The 15,842-nt window shown below is 46.2% G+C and carries 14 protein-coding genes; 7 read left to right on the forward strand and 7 right to left on the reverse strand.

Annotation, left to right across the window (positions count from 1 at the left end; translation table 11 throughout):
• Positions 1-243: 243 nt before the first annotated feature.
• The gene (locus LSG34_RS13100; RefSeq protein ID WP_233009549.1) at positions 244-477 is read left to right on the forward strand and encodes a hypothetical protein; all 234 of its coding nucleotides are present in this window, start codon (positions 244-246) and stop codon (positions 475-477) included.
• An 85-nt stretch (positions 478-562) separates the two neighbouring features.
• Here LSG34_RS13100 and LSG34_RS13105 read toward each other — a convergent pair whose 3' ends face one another.
• Positions 563-3,646, reverse strand: a complete 3,084-nt coding sequence (locus tag LSG34_RS13105) for a di-heme oxidoredictase family protein (RefSeq protein ID WP_233009550.1) — start codon at positions 3,644-3,646, stop codon at positions 563-565.
• Between the two features lie 370 nt (positions 3,647-4,016).
• Here LSG34_RS13105 and LSG34_RS13110 point away from each other — a divergent pair, with 370 nt between their 5' ends.
• Positions 4,017-5,618: a methyl-accepting chemotaxis protein gene (locus tag LSG34_RS13110; RefSeq protein WP_233009551.1), complete on the forward strand. Its 1,602-nt coding sequence runs from the start codon at positions 4,017-4,019 to the stop codon at positions 5,616-5,618.
• A gap of 17 nt (positions 5,619-5,635) precedes the next feature.
• Here the strand turns inward: LSG34_RS13110 and LSG34_RS13115 are convergent, their stop codons facing one another.
• The 4 genes from LSG34_RS13115 to LSG34_RS13130 form a co-directional block, all read right to left on the reverse strand.
• A complete protein-coding gene (locus tag LSG34_RS13115) occupies positions 5,636-5,959 on the reverse strand; it encodes a DUF3718 domain-containing protein (RefSeq protein WP_233009552.1) in 324 nt (107 codons plus the stop codon).
• Between the two features lie 217 nt (positions 5,960-6,176).
• On the reverse strand, positions 6,177-6,908 hold the full coding sequence (locus tag LSG34_RS13120) for a LytR/AlgR family response regulator transcription factor (protein ID WP_233009553.1): 732 nt from the start codon (positions 6,906-6,908) through the stop codon (positions 6,177-6,179).
• Positions 6,895-7,980, reverse strand: coding sequence for a sensor histidine kinase (locus LSG34_RS13125; RefSeq protein WP_233009554.1), 1,086 nt, complete (start codon positions 7,978-7,980; stop codon positions 6,895-6,897). Before LSG34_RS13125 ends, LSG34_RS13120 begins: the two co-directional genes overlap by 14 nt.
• Entirely contained in the window at positions 7,977-9,035 is a 1,059-nt protein-coding gene (locus LSG34_RS13130) for a sensor histidine kinase (RefSeq protein ID WP_233009555.1), read from the reverse strand. The genes LSG34_RS13125 and LSG34_RS13130 overlap by 4 nt, the downstream gene beginning before the upstream one ends.
• A gap of 351 nt (positions 9,036-9,386) precedes the next feature.
• Here LSG34_RS13130 and LSG34_RS13135 point away from each other — a divergent pair, with 351 nt between their 5' ends.
• Together LSG34_RS13135 and LSG34_RS13140 are read left to right on the forward strand one after the other, a co-directional pair.
• On the forward strand, positions 9,387-10,904 hold the full coding sequence (locus tag LSG34_RS13135; protein WP_233009556.1) for an alanine/glycine:cation symporter family protein: 1,518 nt from the start codon (positions 9,387-9,389) through the stop codon (positions 10,902-10,904).
• 64 nt (positions 10,905-10,968) lie between these two features.
• The gene (locus LSG34_RS13140; protein ID WP_233009557.1) at positions 10,969-11,490 is read left to right on the forward strand and encodes a GNAT family N-acetyltransferase; all 522 of its coding nucleotides are present in this window, start codon (positions 10,969-10,971) and stop codon (positions 11,488-11,490) included.
• Between the two features lie 24 nt (positions 11,491-11,514).
• On the opposite strand, the gene LSG34_RS13145 is transcribed toward LSG34_RS13140, so the two are convergent.
• The gene (locus LSG34_RS13145) at positions 11,515-12,690 is read right to left on the reverse strand and encodes an MFS transporter (protein WP_233009558.1); all 1,176 of its coding nucleotides are present in this window, start codon (positions 12,688-12,690) and stop codon (positions 11,515-11,517) included.
• A gap of 109 nt (positions 12,691-12,799) precedes the next feature.
• On the opposite strand from LSG34_RS13145, the gene LSG34_RS13150 reads away from it, so the two are divergent.
• A complete protein-coding gene (locus LSG34_RS13150; protein WP_233009559.1) occupies positions 12,800-13,687 on the forward strand; it encodes a LysR family transcriptional regulator in 888 nt (295 codons plus the stop codon).
• Here LSG34_RS13150 and LSG34_RS13155 read toward each other — a convergent pair.
• Complete coding sequence (locus LSG34_RS13155; RefSeq protein ID WP_233009560.1) at positions 13,653-13,901, reverse strand: hypothetical protein; 249 nt, start codon at positions 13,899-13,901, stop codon at positions 13,653-13,655. The genes LSG34_RS13150 and LSG34_RS13155 overlap by 35 nt on opposite strands.
• A gap of 177 nt (positions 13,902-14,078) precedes the next feature.
• Between LSG34_RS13155 and LSG34_RS13160 the strand changes: the two genes are divergently transcribed.
• Both LSG34_RS13160 and LSG34_RS13165 read left to right on the forward strand, forming a co-directional pair.
• Positions 14,079-15,092: a DUF2817 domain-containing protein gene (locus LSG34_RS13160; protein WP_233009561.1), complete on the forward strand. Its 1,014-nt coding sequence runs from the start codon at positions 14,079-14,081 to the stop codon at positions 15,090-15,092.
• Complete coding sequence (locus LSG34_RS13165) at positions 15,083-15,832, forward strand: alpha/beta fold hydrolase (protein ID WP_233009562.1); 750 nt, start codon at positions 15,083-15,085, stop codon at positions 15,830-15,832. Before LSG34_RS13160 ends, LSG34_RS13165 begins: the two co-directional genes overlap by 10 nt.
• Positions 15,833-15,842 lie beyond the last annotated feature (10 nt).

Here is a 15,842-nt window from a genome sequence, read left to right on the forward strand (position 1 = left end):
CTGGTGCATGGCCGACTATACCCAAAGTACTGACAGGGCTAAGGGTATATTCCCTTCGAAATTGTTGATTTACGTGGTCGGGTCATACTGACATTGGCAGCCGTGAGGCTGCCTTTTTTGTTTTATAGAGTGTCAGTAGGGAGTTTGAACGCAACACCTTGATCTCACTTCTTTATTCTGGCAATTTTATCGACAGGAGCCGGAGAGGCTGTCAGCATTTTTAAAGATTCAGGGAGAATTCTAATGATGAGTGCAGTACAAAACGCAAAACGTAACGAGTTAAAAAGCACATTAAAGTTTGTGTTTATTGTTTTGCCTGCTGTAGGAGTAATGTGTGGGGCAGCTTTAGGCGTTGGTTTAGGAATGACCTTCCACGCAGGCATATCCCAGTCACCGCTTTTTATTCCTCTGATTGTAAGTGGCCTGGGATTGATGGCCATAGCCTGGCATTACGCCAAAAAAATTGACCAGCTCTGAAACACTTTTTATCGCTTTTCCAGCCAATAAAAAAGCCGCTTGATCTTAATGAAGACCAGCGGCTTTATGCATTCATTTCAAATGATTACAAAGACTGTAAGAAGGTTTTCACTGCAGTACGTTGTTCAGCAGTCAGGTTTTCATACAGGCTGCGGCTTTGAGTGGCTTCGCCACCGTGCCATAAAATAGCTTCGTCCAGAGTACGGGCGCGGCCATCATGCAGATAACGTACTTTATCTTCGCCACCCTGCACATACTTCAGGCTGCCTAAACCCCATAAAGGCGCGGTACGCCACATAGAGCCAGAGGCTTTGCCTTGTGGCAGGTTGTCCGCTAAACCAGGGCCCATATCGTGCAGTAATAAATCGCTGTACGGTTGGATTTTCTGGTTACGCAGCTCAGCCAATGGGTGAGTTTTGCCTGTAGTAAAGCTGGAGGTGTGACAAGCTACACATTGGCTTTGCACAAACAGCTGTTTACCTTGGGCTATCAGCTCTGGGTTTATGTCATGCTCAGGCGATATGCGGCTACCATCAGGGAAACCACTGCGTAAACTACGTTGGGCCGGTACACCTAATAAACCCAGATATTGAGTTAAATGCTGTAACTCGCCTTCAGAGATATGAGTAGTGCCCGAGTTTTGCTGACAATCTGCAGCGCCTTTCTGACATGAACGTTGTGGATACACTGGTGAAGTCACACCTATATCCTGAACTAAAGCTTCTGCCGCCTGATGACGGGCACTAACTTTATTTGCTTTCCAGCCAAAACGGCCCAGCTGAGTTGCACCTGTTTCCGGGTTCTCTACCCAATGTGCTACACCTTTAACGCCATCACCGTTGGCGTCATTGATATCGACATTGGCCAGAATTGCCTGCTCAGGAATCGCTTCTATCAAGCCCATACCTATGACTTGTGGCGCCTGACGTACTGAATACAGCTCTGGTACCGGGCCTTTAAATTCATACAGAGGTTTTTGCAGTTCTACCGCAGTACCATCAGGCAGTGTTTTCACTTCAGTCTGATAAGAGGCTACTGATACTGAATAATCATCAGCATTCGCTGCTCTGGCTTTAGCCTGAATAGTTAAACCGTACAGTGGATCGGCTACCACTTTGTCATCCGCTAACATACCGGTAAATACGGAGTAGGTGTCCAGTTTAGCGCCAGCTTTTAATGCCAGACTGCGGCCATTATTCTGGTGACAACCAATACAACGTTCATTGTTATAACGTGGGCCTAACTGGTTCTGGTGTTCAGCAAATACCGGGTTTTGCGTGGGGGATTCTGAGTGAATACCTGAGGCAAAAGAGGTATGGAATAAACGACGACCTTTAGAAAATCTTAAAGTGTTGCCTATCCCAATGTTGTTGGCCATTTGCTGGAACATACGGAAAGGCTCTTCCGAATAGTTATAGGACACGCTGGTTTCACCGCCAAGCAGAGTATGGTTTGGCAGAGGTTCTGAATCCAGGTTTGGCGCTATACCGTACCAGGGTCTCATACCTACACCAACAATATACAGCTGTTCAAAAGAGTAATAGCGCTCACCACCACCGTCGATCACTGGTGTTAATAAACGTGGAGCTGGTGCCAGCTCAATTTTGTCACCAATTTTCAGCGGGCTATGAGGGCTGGTGCGCCAGTTTGAACTAAAGCTCATCATGCATTCACGTTTACCTGAATGACATAGAGGTTGACCACCTTCATTCGGGTTATTAAAGCCATAGTTCAAAGACCAGCCAAAATCTTTTACATTCGGGTTTTCGATATTACGGAATAAGCTGAAGGTGGTACCGCGGAAGCTGCCTTCATTGACATGTAACCAGACTTCGATGCTGTTACCACCAGCCGGGATAGTGTCACGTATTTCCAAACCAAAAGTACGGTTCTGGAAATAAAAAGGCGGAAAAGTCAGGTAACGACCTGGTCCGGTATCTGGCGCATCCCAGGCTTCACCGCGTTCACGGGCATGACGCTCGGTTGGGCGTGCACCCATCAAGGTCACCAGCGTACCATCTGCTTCTTTATACTGAATTTGCTCAACCACCTTCGTATTTTCAGGGAAAAGTGGCAAAGCGCCTTCAGGTAAAGGCACTGGGTCCGGACCAGGTTCTGTCGGGTCTGTCGGATCAGTTGGGTCTGTAGGATCAGTAGGTTCCGTTGGATCAGTCGGGTCGGTAGGATCTGTTGGATCAGTCGGGTCAGTTGGCGGAACTTCACCAGCCTTACCAAAAACTTCCAGCTCCCGAATAGAATAACCCCAGGCATTACCTGAGCTTGGTGTTAAAGCGTTGATACGGATATAGCGGTAATCACCGGCTAAATCCATTCGGTCAGTTCTGTTGCCAAACTCATCAATATAAGGCGTGGCTAAGGTAGTCCAGTTACTGTTATCCACTGAGCCTTGCACTTCATAACTTGCAGCATTGGCAGCTTCCCAGTGAATCGCCACTTGTTGCACTGTGCTGACTGAACCTAAATCGACAGACATCCATGAAGGAGATTCCTGATGATTCGATTCCCAGCGGCTGTCTGTATTGCCATCCACAGCTTTGGCTGAAGACTGCAAATGGCTGCTGGCATACGTTGTTTTGCCTTTGGCTATATTGCTGCTGCCAACCGGCGGAGCTTCAGGTGATGTGGGTGCGCCTTCCCCAGCTGTACCTAAAACCTTTAATTCCCAGATGGAGAAACCATAACCATTGTTGACACTGTGTTTGGTCGCGAACACTCGCAGGTAGCGGTAATCTGCATTGAGCTCAACAGTATCTGTTCTGTTGCCTTTTTTACCACCAGTCTGTACCGACAAGGTGGTCCAGTTGCTGTTGTCGTCAGAGCCCTGAATTTCATAAATTTCAGCGTTCGCATCTTCCCAGTCAATTTGTACCTGGTCGATATGACTGACGCTGCCTAAATCTATAGCCAGCCAGCTTGGTGCCACTTTATGCGCCGACTCCCAACGGCTGCCTTTATCGCCATCTACTGCCATCTTGGCCCGACGTAATTCGGTGCTGGCTGTTACTTTTTTATCTAAGGCTAAATTAACAGGCTCGGCGTAGGCTACGCCGCCAAGCGCTAATAACAGGACGGAACTCAGAGCTTTGCTGAAGACTGAGAGCCCTGATCTAAAGTTGGGCTGTTTTCTGCGTGGAAAAGCCGGATTCATGTTCATCTCCTTTAAGAGTGATCGTTTGGGTGCTGTAAAAGTCGCTACTGTACTGCTGTGACCTGTATTTTGTTGTTAAGAACTGTACTGGATTTCAAACGGCATATTTAAAAAAAAACAATACAGTTCAAAGATAAAGCGGCATGTATTAAACAAAACTGAACAAATGTTGTATTTATTTTAGGAATTTTATTCAGGCAGGATAATAAGTGCAGATTAATGACATTTTCGTGACAGGGGCTTCTGTTTTTCGGGGCTAAATTAAGTCTTATCAATGTAGAAAGTTTAAGCCGGTAAAGTCGGTCTTTAAAGCATCACTCATTCGATCGGATGAGTCTACATCGATTTATTTTGTCCACCGGAGGACCCTATGGCCCTGATGCTTCATTCTATACGTCATAAAATTATTGCGGGTTATGCAGCTGTGTTGGTTGTCGCTCTGGTGTCGGCCGCTGTGCTACTGAGTAATAACCAGCAAATCCGGCAACGGGTCGATAGTTTTACTGGTACGACATTACCTGTATTAGCTCAACTGGACTTGTTGTTGTCCAATAGCAAGGAGCTGGTGCTGGCAAGTTATTCTTTGTATGGCACTACTCTGGACAGCGATAGTTTTGCTGACAGGCAACAGCAACTCGAGCAAAACTTACAGCAAGCCAACCAGCTTTTAAGTCAGCAATTACAGGTGTCTCTGGACACAGAGTTATCCGCTTTCCAGCAAGCGGTTAATGAACTAAGTGCCGTGATGGCACAACCTGAAGTCAACTGGGATTTAGCCCGTGAACGTTTAACAGCTTTAACGCAGCAAGCTGCAGTGTTGGCAAAACGTTTAGACGAGCTGCGAAGCGAAGTCGCTGCAGAAGCTAATGCGGGTTCTATAGCAATAGCACAGCAACTGTCGCTGAGTTTAGTGGTGATCATCAGTTTGATTTCTGTGCTGGTTTTGGTTGCGCTTGGCGCTTTTGTGATGGCCCAGCGTCAAATTGCCATCCCCATTCAACAGCTATCCGGACAAATTACTCAACTGGCCCAACAACGTGATTTAACAGTGCAGTTTAACTCAGAGCAGCAAGGCGAAATGGGGCAAATGTCCGGCAGTTTGACCACACTGTTGCAGGTGTTCAGTGCAGGTATGCAGGATGTCCGTAGTGCGATAGGGCGCATTGGCGTTGCTGTGACAGAACTGAGCAGCAGTACAGATGTCTCAGCTCATTCAGTGCAGCATTTACAGCAAGATATAGTTCGTTTAGTTGAGCTGATGCAGCAATTAGAGCAGCAGATGCTGCAAAGTGTAGAGTATTCGGCCTCAGCGGCAACCCATGCTCAGCAAGGCGCTAAGCAATTGGCACAGGCTCAGCTTGAGGTGAAACAAAGCTCTGACAGTATTCATGCTTTAGCCAAAGATATCGAAACCACAGCTTCCATGTTGCTGACTCTGAAAGTTGCAGGCGATCAAGTCTCTACAGTGGTCAAAACTATTGCTGATATAGCAGCGCAAACTAATCTACTGGCATTAAATGCGGCGATAGAGGCGGCAAGGGCTGGTGAGTCAGGCCGGGGTTTTGCAGTGGTGGCTGATGAAGTACGGACTCTGGCGACCCGAACTCATCAATCGACAGTCGAAATTAACAGTATGCTGGATACTATAGTGCGTTCCATTCAGTCAGCGGTTCTGACTATGGGATCGAATCAGCAGCAAGCCGCACAGTCTGTAGATTTGTCATTGGCTCTGGTGGATACATTGCAGCAAAGCCGCGCTGTTATTTTGCAATTGGCAGAGGTCAGTCAGCAGTCTGCTGATATTGCAAGTGACGCTCAGCAGGATGTAGCTCATCTCAGAGGACAAGTTCAGCAGTTCAGGCAATTGGGTGATCAGGTTCTTTCTGGTAATACGCAAATTGGTCTGGCCGCTCAGTCTATGACTGAACTGGCTGACCAATTAAGCGTTACCGTGTCACAATTTAAACTATAAAAGCGCTGTCGCATCCGTTAAGGCGCAACGATATCAGAGATAGAAACTTTGCCTTTTGAACGTTGCTCATAGGGTTCCAGCATGGCGACAACTTTATCGGCATTAGCACTGCGGGCGAAGTTCACTAAGGTTTTGCCATTACAAACCACTTTGTCGACAGCCCGTTGTTTAGACAAGCGGTTAGCTTTGAGGGTTTTATTCAGACTGAAGCGATCATCGTCCTGAGCATGACTGCAGGTTTCGATTAATACACTTTGGATCAGCGGGGTCATAGTGTTCTGTGCGCTGGCGGTCGCGGACAAAGTTAATACTGCTGCAGCGATGATTAGTTTTGCTTTCATGGTGCTATCCTCTGAGTTGGGTTATGGCTTTTGCCATGCTTGTATTCTGGCGCTGAAAGCCTTGATTTTCCTGCCTTCTGTGACCAGAGGAATGACAAAAGTGACCAGAGGACAGGCCTTACTTTTTGTTACTTTCTGCGTAAAAAAGATACAAAAAAGCCCGCTAATTTATGCAGTTTTGGCGGGCTTTTTGCGAGGCAAAATGACATAGAAAAGACTATTTGCCGGGCACTAATTGCGAAGACCAATCTGCTTTAAAACGTCTTGACGCCGCAACAGTCTGGCCATTGGAAAGCAGTAACTGATAGTCGTTGTTATGAGGTTGTACTTTATGCACATGGTGCAAATTGACGATAGTGGAACGGTGAACCTGAGCAAACTGAGCCGGCAGGCGTAACATCAGCTCCTTGATGGTTTCGCGGATAATCAGGTTTTCACTTAGGGTGTAGACACACATGTAATTACCAGCTGCTTCAATCATCAGAATATCAATATCATCAAGCAATAAAGTGGAGGCGCCGGTTTTAAAGGTGAGTTTACTTTGGGGGGCCGCGACTGGCATATCCTGTTGTTTATCTAAAGCGGTTTTAGCATCCAGCAAGGTTTGGGCTAAGCGCTGACGTGATACAGGTTTGAGCAGATAATCAAAAGCAAAATGCTCATAAGCTGAAAACGCATAATTGTCGTAGGCTGTCACCAGAATGATTAAAGGCGCAGCCATAGCAGAAGATTTATTCAGCTGTTTTAACACCTCAATACCTTTAATGCCTGGCATCTGTATATCTAAAAAAACTAAATCAACAGCAGTGTTCTGCAAGTAGGCTAATACTTCATCGCCATTATCAAAGCAGGCATCGATTTGAATATTAGGGTAAGTGGCCAGCTTGGCTTTTAAGTTGCTGATGGCTAAGGGTTCATCATCGGCTATCACTGTTTTAATCTGCTGCATGCAGTAACTCCAGAGGTAAAGAGATTTGTCCGGTAAATTTATCTTGTTGCTGGCTGAAGCTTAAACTGGCCTTGCCATGAAACAATAAGCTCAGGCGTTCGGCCAGATTATGCAAGCTGCCAAAACTAGCTTGTTGCGGCCAGCCTGCCGCAAGTTGAGTTCCCGGGCCATTGTCCGATAGTTTTAGCAGTAAAGCCGAAGATTCTTGTGTCACTTCGATGTCAATACAGGCATGTCCTCTGAGTTCAGATACAGCATATTTAATGGCGTTTTCTGCCAAAGGCTGCAGTAACAATGGAGGGACTTTTTGTTGCATGGCTTCTTCGTCCAATTGCCAGTTTATTTTCAGCCGATCACCAAAACGAACCTGCTGAATAGCCAGATAAGAGGCTAAAGCGTCGAGCTCTTCTTTCAGAGGAATTAAATGTTCAGTATGGTTTTTCAGTGAGTGTCGTAAAAAGGTAGAAAGCTGCAGGATCAGATTTTCCGCATCCATTCCTTTGTGTTGCACTATTAAAGAGTTCAACGCATTCAAAGTATTAAACATAAAGTGAGGATTGAGCTGATACCGCAGTACTTTTAAGCGGGCCATCCTGGCCTGGCGGGCTAATTCCTGTTGTTGCCGGAATTCTGCTCTGTTCAACAGATTGGCTTTGTAGACTAAAAACAACGCAAACCAGCCAGCTATTGGCAATAACACCAGATTAAAAGCCAAAGCATAACGCAGCAAAGAATCGGTTTCGGAAGGCATCAGGGCGTAATTCATCATCAGATGCTGACGCACCGGAGTTAATACCAGCCAGAGTGGGATCAGCCACCAGGCCAGTCTTAATGCCTGCTGTTTGATGCTAATATTTAGCGCCAGCTCTTTTTGTCCCAGATAGCCGGTCACTATAAAGTTCACCAGACTAATCAGGGTATAAATCATCAGATAAGGAAATACATCCCTGTTATCCAAAGGAACCAGCACGGCTAAATGGATAAATTTGATCAATAAATAACTCAGCCAGAACACTAAATGCCAGTACCAGAATCTTTCTTTGTTTACGTCAAATTTGACAGCTGAAATCATCCGGCCACTCCTTGCAACGGCAGCTGAATAGAGACCAGAAACCCCTGTTGTCTGGCTTGCACCACTAAACTGGCTGCATTGCCAAAATGTTGGCTTAAGCGGTTTTGGATATTCGTTAAGCCTACACCTGAGCTTTGCCCCAGCTGTTTAATGGCATGCTCACCCGGGCCATCGTCTTCGACCTGCAAGCAAAGCTGGCCGTTCTGTGTTTGTCCGGCAATGGTAATAGTGGCGCCTTGCTGCTGGGTGGCCACAGCGTATTTAATGGCATTTTCGACCAGTGGTTGTAGCAACAGCGCCGGGATCAGATGTTGTCGGATGTTTTGATCTATTTTCCAGTCGACTTTTAGTTTGTTACCGAAGCGGGTTTTTTGTAAGGCCAGATAAGCTTCAATCGCAGACAGTTCATCCGCTAGTTTCACCAGACTATCCGGAGAGCTGCTTAAGGAATAACGTAAAAAAGACGCCAGTTGTTCAGACATCAGTTCAGCATCATCAAAACGTTCGGCTTCGATTAAAGCACAAACAGAATTCAGCGCATTAAAGGTAAAGTGCGGGTTAAGCTGATGTCTTAGTGCCTGCAACTCAAGTTGTTGTATTTTCTGACTTAAACGGGCTGATTCTGCCAAACGAAAATGCCGTTGTTGATTCAGAATGTAGGCCAGATAAAGCGCAGTCCAGACAAAAAAAGCCAAAGTGTTGCTATCAAGATTACTTAATAAAAATCGCGGGTCAAATTGCTCGTTTTTCATCGGGATCAGCCAGAACGCATTTTCTAATGGCACGTAAATACAAGTCATTAGCAAAGCAGCTAACACCAGTTGCCAGATCGAAAAATTATGCAGACTGATTTTGTATTGAGACCAGAATAACAAAGCGCCAGTCACCAGCCATGCAGCTGCATCACTGACAAAACTCATGCCCAAATAATGCAGAGCTTCAGCTTTATGCCAGATTAAAAAATCCAGACACCAGCTCAAAGCACTGAACATAAAAATAATGCACCAAAACAGGCTATGGTGGCGCAGTAAGGGTCTTATTTCAGCATTAAACACTGAGTCATTCCTGTTGTAGTTAATCTAGCCAGTATAACCAAAGACTTACTGAAATCGACCAGGGTCATGGTTCACTGGACGCAAAGTTGTGACCAACGGGTTTTGACTGGCACTCTTTTTGTAATTTGTGGCGTCCTGGCTGAAGATAAGTGAAAAAATAACAATAGTAGTCCTGTTTTGCCTGCGTTATCGTAGGAATGTATATCAGGCTCCGGATAAAAACGAACTGTCATTATGCTAAGTAACGCAGAACTCAGGCAAATTAACTGGCTGCGTAGCTATTCTGCTTTTGATATGGCAAATTAAGCGGCGTTTGAAAAATTAAGTTCAGAATAATTATAAGGAAGGGAAATGGAAGGCTTTATTAGTACGCTAAACAGCATAGTCTGGAGCCCGGCGCTGATTTACCTCTGCCTTGGTGCAGGGTTGTTCTACTCTATACTCACCCGTTTTGCTCAGGTGCGTCATTTCAAAGAAATGTGCAAACTGATGCTCAATAACAGTGAATCCGAAAAAGGTATTTCGTCATTTCAGGCTCTGGCAGTGTCTTTGTCGGGCCGTGTTGGTGTAGGTAACATTGCCGGTGTCGCGGCAGCTATAGGTTTTGGTGGACCAGGTGCTGTATTTTGGATGTGGGTCGTGGCCTTTTTAGGTGCAAGCACTGCTTATGTCGAATCCACTTTAGGTCAAATTTATAAAGTAGAGGAAAACGGTCAGTACCGTGGTGGCCCTGCTTATTATTTCGAGCGTTGTCTGGGCTGGCGCTGGTTAGGTATTTTGTTTGCCGTTTCTGCCATTATTGGCTGCGGTATCTTTTTACCAGGCGTACAAGCCAATGCTGTAGGTAACGCTATCACGCAAGTTTTTGGTGAAGGCACTGCAGTGGTCACCAGTTTTGGTGAGGTTGGCAGTAATAAGCTGATTGGCCTGGCTTTTATTCTGATGATTTTGGCCTTTATTATTTTTGGTGGTATTAAACGTATTGCTAACTTTACCCAAATTATTGTGCCTTTTATGGCTCTGGGTTACATCATTCTGGCTTTGATTGTTGTGTTCTTAAATCTTGATAAAGTACCGGCTGTCTTCAGCCTTATTTTTACTGATGCTTTTACTGCTCAGGCAGGTTTTGGTGCTGCTATAGGTTGGGGTGTTAAGCGTGGGATTTATTCCAACGAAGCGGGTCAGGGCACAGGCCCACATGCTGCCGCTGCAGCTGAGGTTGAGCATCCTGCCCAGCAAGGTTTAGTACAGGCTTTTTCTGTCTATGTAGATACCTTATTTGTTTGTACCGCAACGGCCTTAATGATCCTGATCACGCAGCAATACAATGTGCAAACTGAAGATTTTAATGCGGTAACGGGCACAGGCACTATGATACTGCAGAATATTGATGCAGCCACTGAAGTCGCTTCTCCAGCCTTCACTCAATTAGCATTATTGAGCGTGTTTGGTCAGTTTGGTCAGGTATTCGCCGGACTTGCTATTTTCTTCTTCGCCTTTACCACCATTTTGGCTTACTACTACATTACAGAAACCAATGTGGCTTACTTAAATCGCATATTTAACAATAAGTTGCCAACACTGGTGTTCAAGTTGTTGTTAATGTTTATGGTGGCCTACGGTACAGTGAACAGTGCTGGTTATATCTGGAATATTGGTGATTTGGGCGTCGGTATTATGGCGTGGGTGAACGTCCTGGGTATTTTGCTTATCTTCTTTATGTACAAGCCGACTATGCGCTGCTTACGTGATTATGAAGAGCAGAAAAAGAATGGTGGCCCTATTAATTTTGACCCTGTGAAGCTGGGCATTAAAAACGCAACCTTCTGGGAAAAACGACTGGAAAAACAGCAAGAAGAGAAAAAGTAACTCTTTGATTTTTTAAAAAGGAGCTGATTATCAGCTCCTTTTTTTATCAACACAGGAGTGTATTGTGATTGCTCAAACAACCCGCTTAACTTTACGTGAACTTCAGCTTACGGATGCTGCGTTTGCACTGCGCTTATATAACGATCCTAGCTTCCTGCAGCATATAGGAGACAAAGGGGTTCGCACTGTTGAAGATGCCGAAAAGAACCTGCAACAGGGTGCTATTGCCAGTTACTCCCAACATGGTTACGGCATGTGGCTGGTTGAAGATAAACAGGGCCAGGCCATAGGCTTATGTGGCCTGATTAAGCGTGACTTTTTAGCCGAAACCGATTTAGGTTATGCTTACCTGCCAGAGTTCTTTGGCCAGGGTTATGCTTATGAAGCAGCGCAGGCTGTATTAGCTTATGCTGCAGAACACACTGCTTTAAATACAGTAGTCGCTATAGTGTCGCCCGCCAATCTGGCTTCGAAGGCATTATTGCAAAAACTGGGTTTTGAGCAGGATGGTCAGGTGCTGGTTCCGGATAAAAATGAGATGGTTGATTTTTATCGTCTTTATTTAACGAAAAAGCCTGACCTATAAAAGTCAGGCTTTTTGACCCTTGGCTCAGACGGGCTGAGCAACCAGTTTTTGATCCAGCTTACCGCTGATATGAGTCAGGCCATAAGCAAGTAACACAATCAAAGCACCTATCCAGGGGGTGTACATCAAACCAAATTGGCTGACGACTAAACCTCCTGCCCAGGCGCCAAAAGCAATACCTAAGTTAAAGGCGGCGATATTCAGACCACTGGCCACATCCACTGCTTTGGGAGTGTAAATTTCCGCCTGACGTACTACATAAAGCTGCAGACCGGGCACATTACCAAAAGCAACTGCACCCCACAACAACACGGTTAAAGCAGCAAACACAGGGTGTGGCGCGGTAAAACTTAACAGTAACAGCACAGCTGCCAGACCTAAAAAGATCAGCTTCAGCGCGGCTATAGGGCCTTGTTTATCGGCAAGCTTGCCACCCCAGATATTGCCCACAGCCACAGATACACCATACAACAGCATCAATAAGGCGATATGGTCAGTGCTGAAACCTGATACGTCCTGCAATATGGCCGCAAGGTAAGTAAAGGCAATAAAGCTGCCGCCATAACCAAGCGCTGTTTTGGCATAAACCATCAGCAGGCGGGGTTCAGTCAGTACCTGCAATTGTTCGGCAAAAGTGGCTGACTTTTGCTGTGGTAAGTTATTGGGCACCAGAATAGCCGAACCTATCATCGCAATAAAACCTAAGGCTGCTACTGCATAAAACACTGCTTGCCAGCCCAAATATTGACCTACAAAAGTACCCAGTGGTACGCCTGTCACCAAAGCCACAGTTAAACCAGTAAACATCAGGGCTATAGCACTGGCAGCTTTTTCTTTGGGCACCAGACTGGTGGCAATAGTGGATCCTATGGAGAAAAACACACCATGCGCCATACCTGTCAGCACCCTGGCCAGCATCAGGGAATAATAATCCGGTGCCATAGCCCCCAGCAGGTTGCCTACTGTGAAAAGCGCCATTAAACCTATCAGTAAAGCTTTACGTGGCATTTTGCTGCTAAGCGCCGTCAGCACTGGCGCGCCTATAGCAACACCCAAGGCATATAAACTGACCAATAGGCCAGCAGAAGGTAAGGATACTGTCAGGTCGGCAGCAATCACAGGTAACAAGCCCACTATGACAAATTCAGTGGTGCCTATGGCAAAGGCGCTTAAGGTTAAGGCCCATAAAGCGAGTGGCATAACAGTTCTCCGTTAATGGTCAGGCGAATTAAAGTGGCGCCAGTGTGCTGGAATTTGTTATTGTGAAAAATGGCGGTAATGGCAAATATCTATTGCTTTAGGGGCAACAATGGCGGGACATACGGAACAGCTCGATACTTTTGTCACAGTAGTGAAAACCGGTAGTTTTACAGCTGCTGCCGATCAGCTCGGCCAAGCCACATCTGTCATCAGCCGCAGAGTAAAGCAGCTGGAACAGCGCCTTGGCGTGGCGTTATTGGTACGCACCACCCGTAGTTTGCGACTGACTTCTGAGGGCGAATGGTATTATCAGCAGGCCAGCAGTATTTTGCGCCAGCTAGCTCAGGCTGATCATTTTTTAATGGACCGAAGCCACAAACCTGCAGGCAAATTACGTATAGATTCAGCCACCCCTTTTATTTTGCATCAGCTGGTACCTCTGGTATCTGAGTTTCTGGCGCTTTATCCGGAAATAGAATTGACCCTGGATTCCTCCGAGTCTTTTATTAATCTGATTGAAAAGCGGGTCGATGTCGCCATACGTTTTGGTGAGCTGACAGATTCCAGTTTAAAGGCGCGCAAATTAGGGGCAGGTTTTCGTCGTTTGTTAGCAAGCCCTGACTATCTGGCTAGTTTTGGTACACCAGAAACTTTGGCTGATTTAGCAAAACACCGCTGCATTGCTTTTAGTTCAGCTGATGCTTTAAACCGCTGGCCCATTCGGGATCATGACGGCGAGCTTTATAAAATCACGCCTTATGTATCCGCGGATAGCGGTGAAACTGTCCGTCAACTGGCTTTACATGGCAATGGCATTGCTTGTTTATCTGGTTTTATGACGCAGGAAGACATCAGAGCAGGGCGCTTAGTGCCTGTGCTGGAGCATGTACGTGAACAGGTATTGATGCCTGTCTATGCTGTCTATTACAGCGAAGGGGAGGCTAATCCCAGAGTACGTTGTTTTATTGACTTTTTAACTCAGAAGCTGGTGCTGTAGCTTGTTGTTGCGCTGATTTTTGCTGTTTCAAATAATCCTGATAACTGCCAGCCTGGCGTTCCAGACATTGGACTTTTACCTGAGCAGGTAACTGGTTGCATTGAGATCGATGATCCCGCTGCATTTTGTCAAACCACCATTCATCTGAGCCTCGTTGGCTGTAAGCGCAGGCACTTTGCAATACCACCAGCAGCACGACTATGGCAAAACGCATAACTATAGTCTCCCAGAAAATAAGTTAATAAAAGTATGCATGGAGCGCGGTCTGATTACCAGAGCTTTGTCGCTGCGACTTATGGCACTGCCTGTCATTAAAAGTTCATCAAAAAAAGTCAAACGCCAAGGCTACAAACTTTTATTCTGTTGAAAATTCAATTTATTGGCTCTGATTGTGCAAAGCAAAAGACACCGCTCTCTTTTACCTGAACTGATCCGGCTCGAGGCTTTGATTGACCGTCTACCTTCAAGCGTAAAAGCGACGGAGCAAGCTCGTTTTACATCAGGTTTGCATTCCTACCCAAGTTACCTAATTGAATTAGCGGCTTTTGATGCAAGCAAACCTACACTGCTGTTAACTGGAGGCGTGCATGGGCTTGAGCGTATAGGCTCTGCAGTCTTGATTGCTTTTCTGGAAAGTCTGTTACAACGGCTGGAATGGGACCATGGTTTGCAGCATCAGTTAAGTCAGCTGAATGTTTTAATGCTGCCTATGATCAATCCTGTGGGGATGGCCAACCACAGACGCAGTAACGGCAATGGCGTGGATTTAATGCGTAACGCCCCGGTCAATTGTGAAGATAAAGCGGCATTTTTAGTAGGCGGGCATCAGTATTCATCGCGTTTGCCCTGGTACAGGGGCAACCCGCTGCAACCTGAAGCTGAAAGTCAGGCGCTATTTAACCTGGTACGGCAAAAGTTGTTTCAAAGCCCTTTTAGTCTGGTGCTGGATTGCCACTCAGGTTTTGGTCAGGTGGATCGCCTCTGGTTTCCTTATGCCAAAAGTCGTAAACCTCTGCCGCATTTAGCTGAACTGTACCGGCTACGCCAACTGTTGTTTGATAGCTACCCGCATCAGGCTTACGAGTTTGAGCCTCAGTCGCTGCATTATTTATGTCACGGCGATTTATGGGATTATTTGTATGACGAGTCGCTGCAGCACGACACTTTATTTTTGCCTTTGACTTTAGAGATGGGCTCATGGAACTGGGTACGGAAAAATCCATTTCAGTTATTGTCCAGCTTAGGTTTGTTTCATCCGGTAAAACCGCATAGGGTAAAGCGGGTATTGCGCACTCATTTAACTTTGTTTCATTTTCTGATTGCTGCCACAGCCTCACATAAAACATGGCGGCAGATGATGCACCCACGCATGCTCAGGCAGGAGGCAATGGAGCTATGGTACTAAGTTCAGAGAAAACCCCTGTACTGCTGATCCGCGGTTTATTGCGCGAAAGCAGGCATTGGCTTCATTTTCCTGCGCTGCTGAGTGAAAAATTGCAGCGCCCTGTATTTACTCTGGATTTACCGGGTTGTGGCGCTTTGTATAAAGAAAAATCTGCTGCCTCCGTGCCTGCTTTACGTAAACAGCTGCAACAACAATGGGCACAACGTTATCCTGATTATCAGGGACAAGCTGTGCACTTAGTCGCTATTTCTATGGGCGGCATGCTGGCGCTGGATTGGGCTCTTACTGCACCAGAGCAAGTGAAATCTGTGGTGCTTATCAACAGCAGCAGTGCAGGATTAAACCCGTTCTGGCAACGATTACTGCCCGGTAACTATTTGAAAGTACTGTTGTGTTTATTGGCTGGCCCCTTACAGCGGGAAGAGCTGATTTGGCAAATGACGGTAAATTCGCCAGTACAGCCGGATGTCTTAAAGCAGTGGCAGCAATGGGCCATTGAAAACCCGGTCAGCCGAATCAACGCCTTGCGCCAGCTTTGGGCGGCCAGCCGATTCCGGTTTAAACAAAGTCCGCCATGTCGCTTGAAGGTATTCACCAGCAAAAATGATCAACTGGTCTCTTCAGAGTGCAGCCTTGCTTTAGCTGAAAAACTACAGGCACCTTTATTTATCCATCAGACCGCTGGCCATGATTTACCTATGGATGCTGCTGACTGGCTCATTGAGCAACTTGGGAGTTGAACCCTGGTTT

The organism is Rheinheimera faecalis (assembly GCF_021290965.1).
Lineage (GTDB): Bacteria > Pseudomonadota > Gammaproteobacteria > Enterobacterales > Alteromonadaceae > Pararheinheimera > Pararheinheimera faecalis.

Coding starts and splice junctions, on each gene's coding strand:
- LSG34_RS13135 (WP_233009556.1), top strand. CDS start 9,387: ATGGAAGGCTTTATTAGTACGCTAAACAGCATAGTCTGGAGCCCGGCG.
- LSG34_RS13145 (WP_233009558.1), bottom strand. CDS start 12,690: ATGCCACTCGCTTTATGGGCCTTAACCTTAAGCGCCTTTGCCATAGGC.
- LSG34_RS13125 (WP_233009554.1), bottom strand. CDS start 7,980: ATGATTTCAGCTGTCAAATTTGACGTAAACAAAGAAAGATTCTGGTAC.
- LSG34_RS13165 (WP_233009562.1), top strand. CDS start 15,083: ATGGTACTAAGTTCAGAGAAAACCCCTGTACTGCTGATCCGCGGTTTA.
- LSG34_RS13105 (WP_233009550.1), bottom strand. CDS start 3,646: ATGAATCCGGCTTTTCCACGCAGAAAACAGCCCAACTTTAGATCAGGG.
- LSG34_RS13115 (WP_233009552.1), bottom strand. CDS start 5,959: ATGAAAGCAAAACTAATCATCGCTGCAGCAGTATTAACTTTGTCCGCG.
- LSG34_RS13110 (WP_233009551.1), top strand. CDS start 4,017: ATGGCCCTGATGCTTCATTCTATACGTCATAAAATTATTGCGGGTTAT.
- LSG34_RS13150 (WP_233009559.1), top strand. CDS start 12,800: ATGGCGGGACATACGGAACAGCTCGATACTTTTGTCACAGTAGTGAAA.
- LSG34_RS13100 (WP_233009549.1), top strand. CDS start 244: ATGATGAGTGCAGTACAAAACGCAAAACGTAACGAGTTAAAAAGCACA.
- LSG34_RS13120 (WP_233009553.1), bottom strand. CDS start 6,908: ATGCAGCAGATTAAAACAGTGATAGCCGATGATGAACCCTTAGCCATC.
- LSG34_RS13155 (WP_233009560.1), bottom strand. CDS start 13,901: ATGCGTTTTGCCATAGTCGTGCTGCTGGTGGTATTGCAAAGTGCCTGC.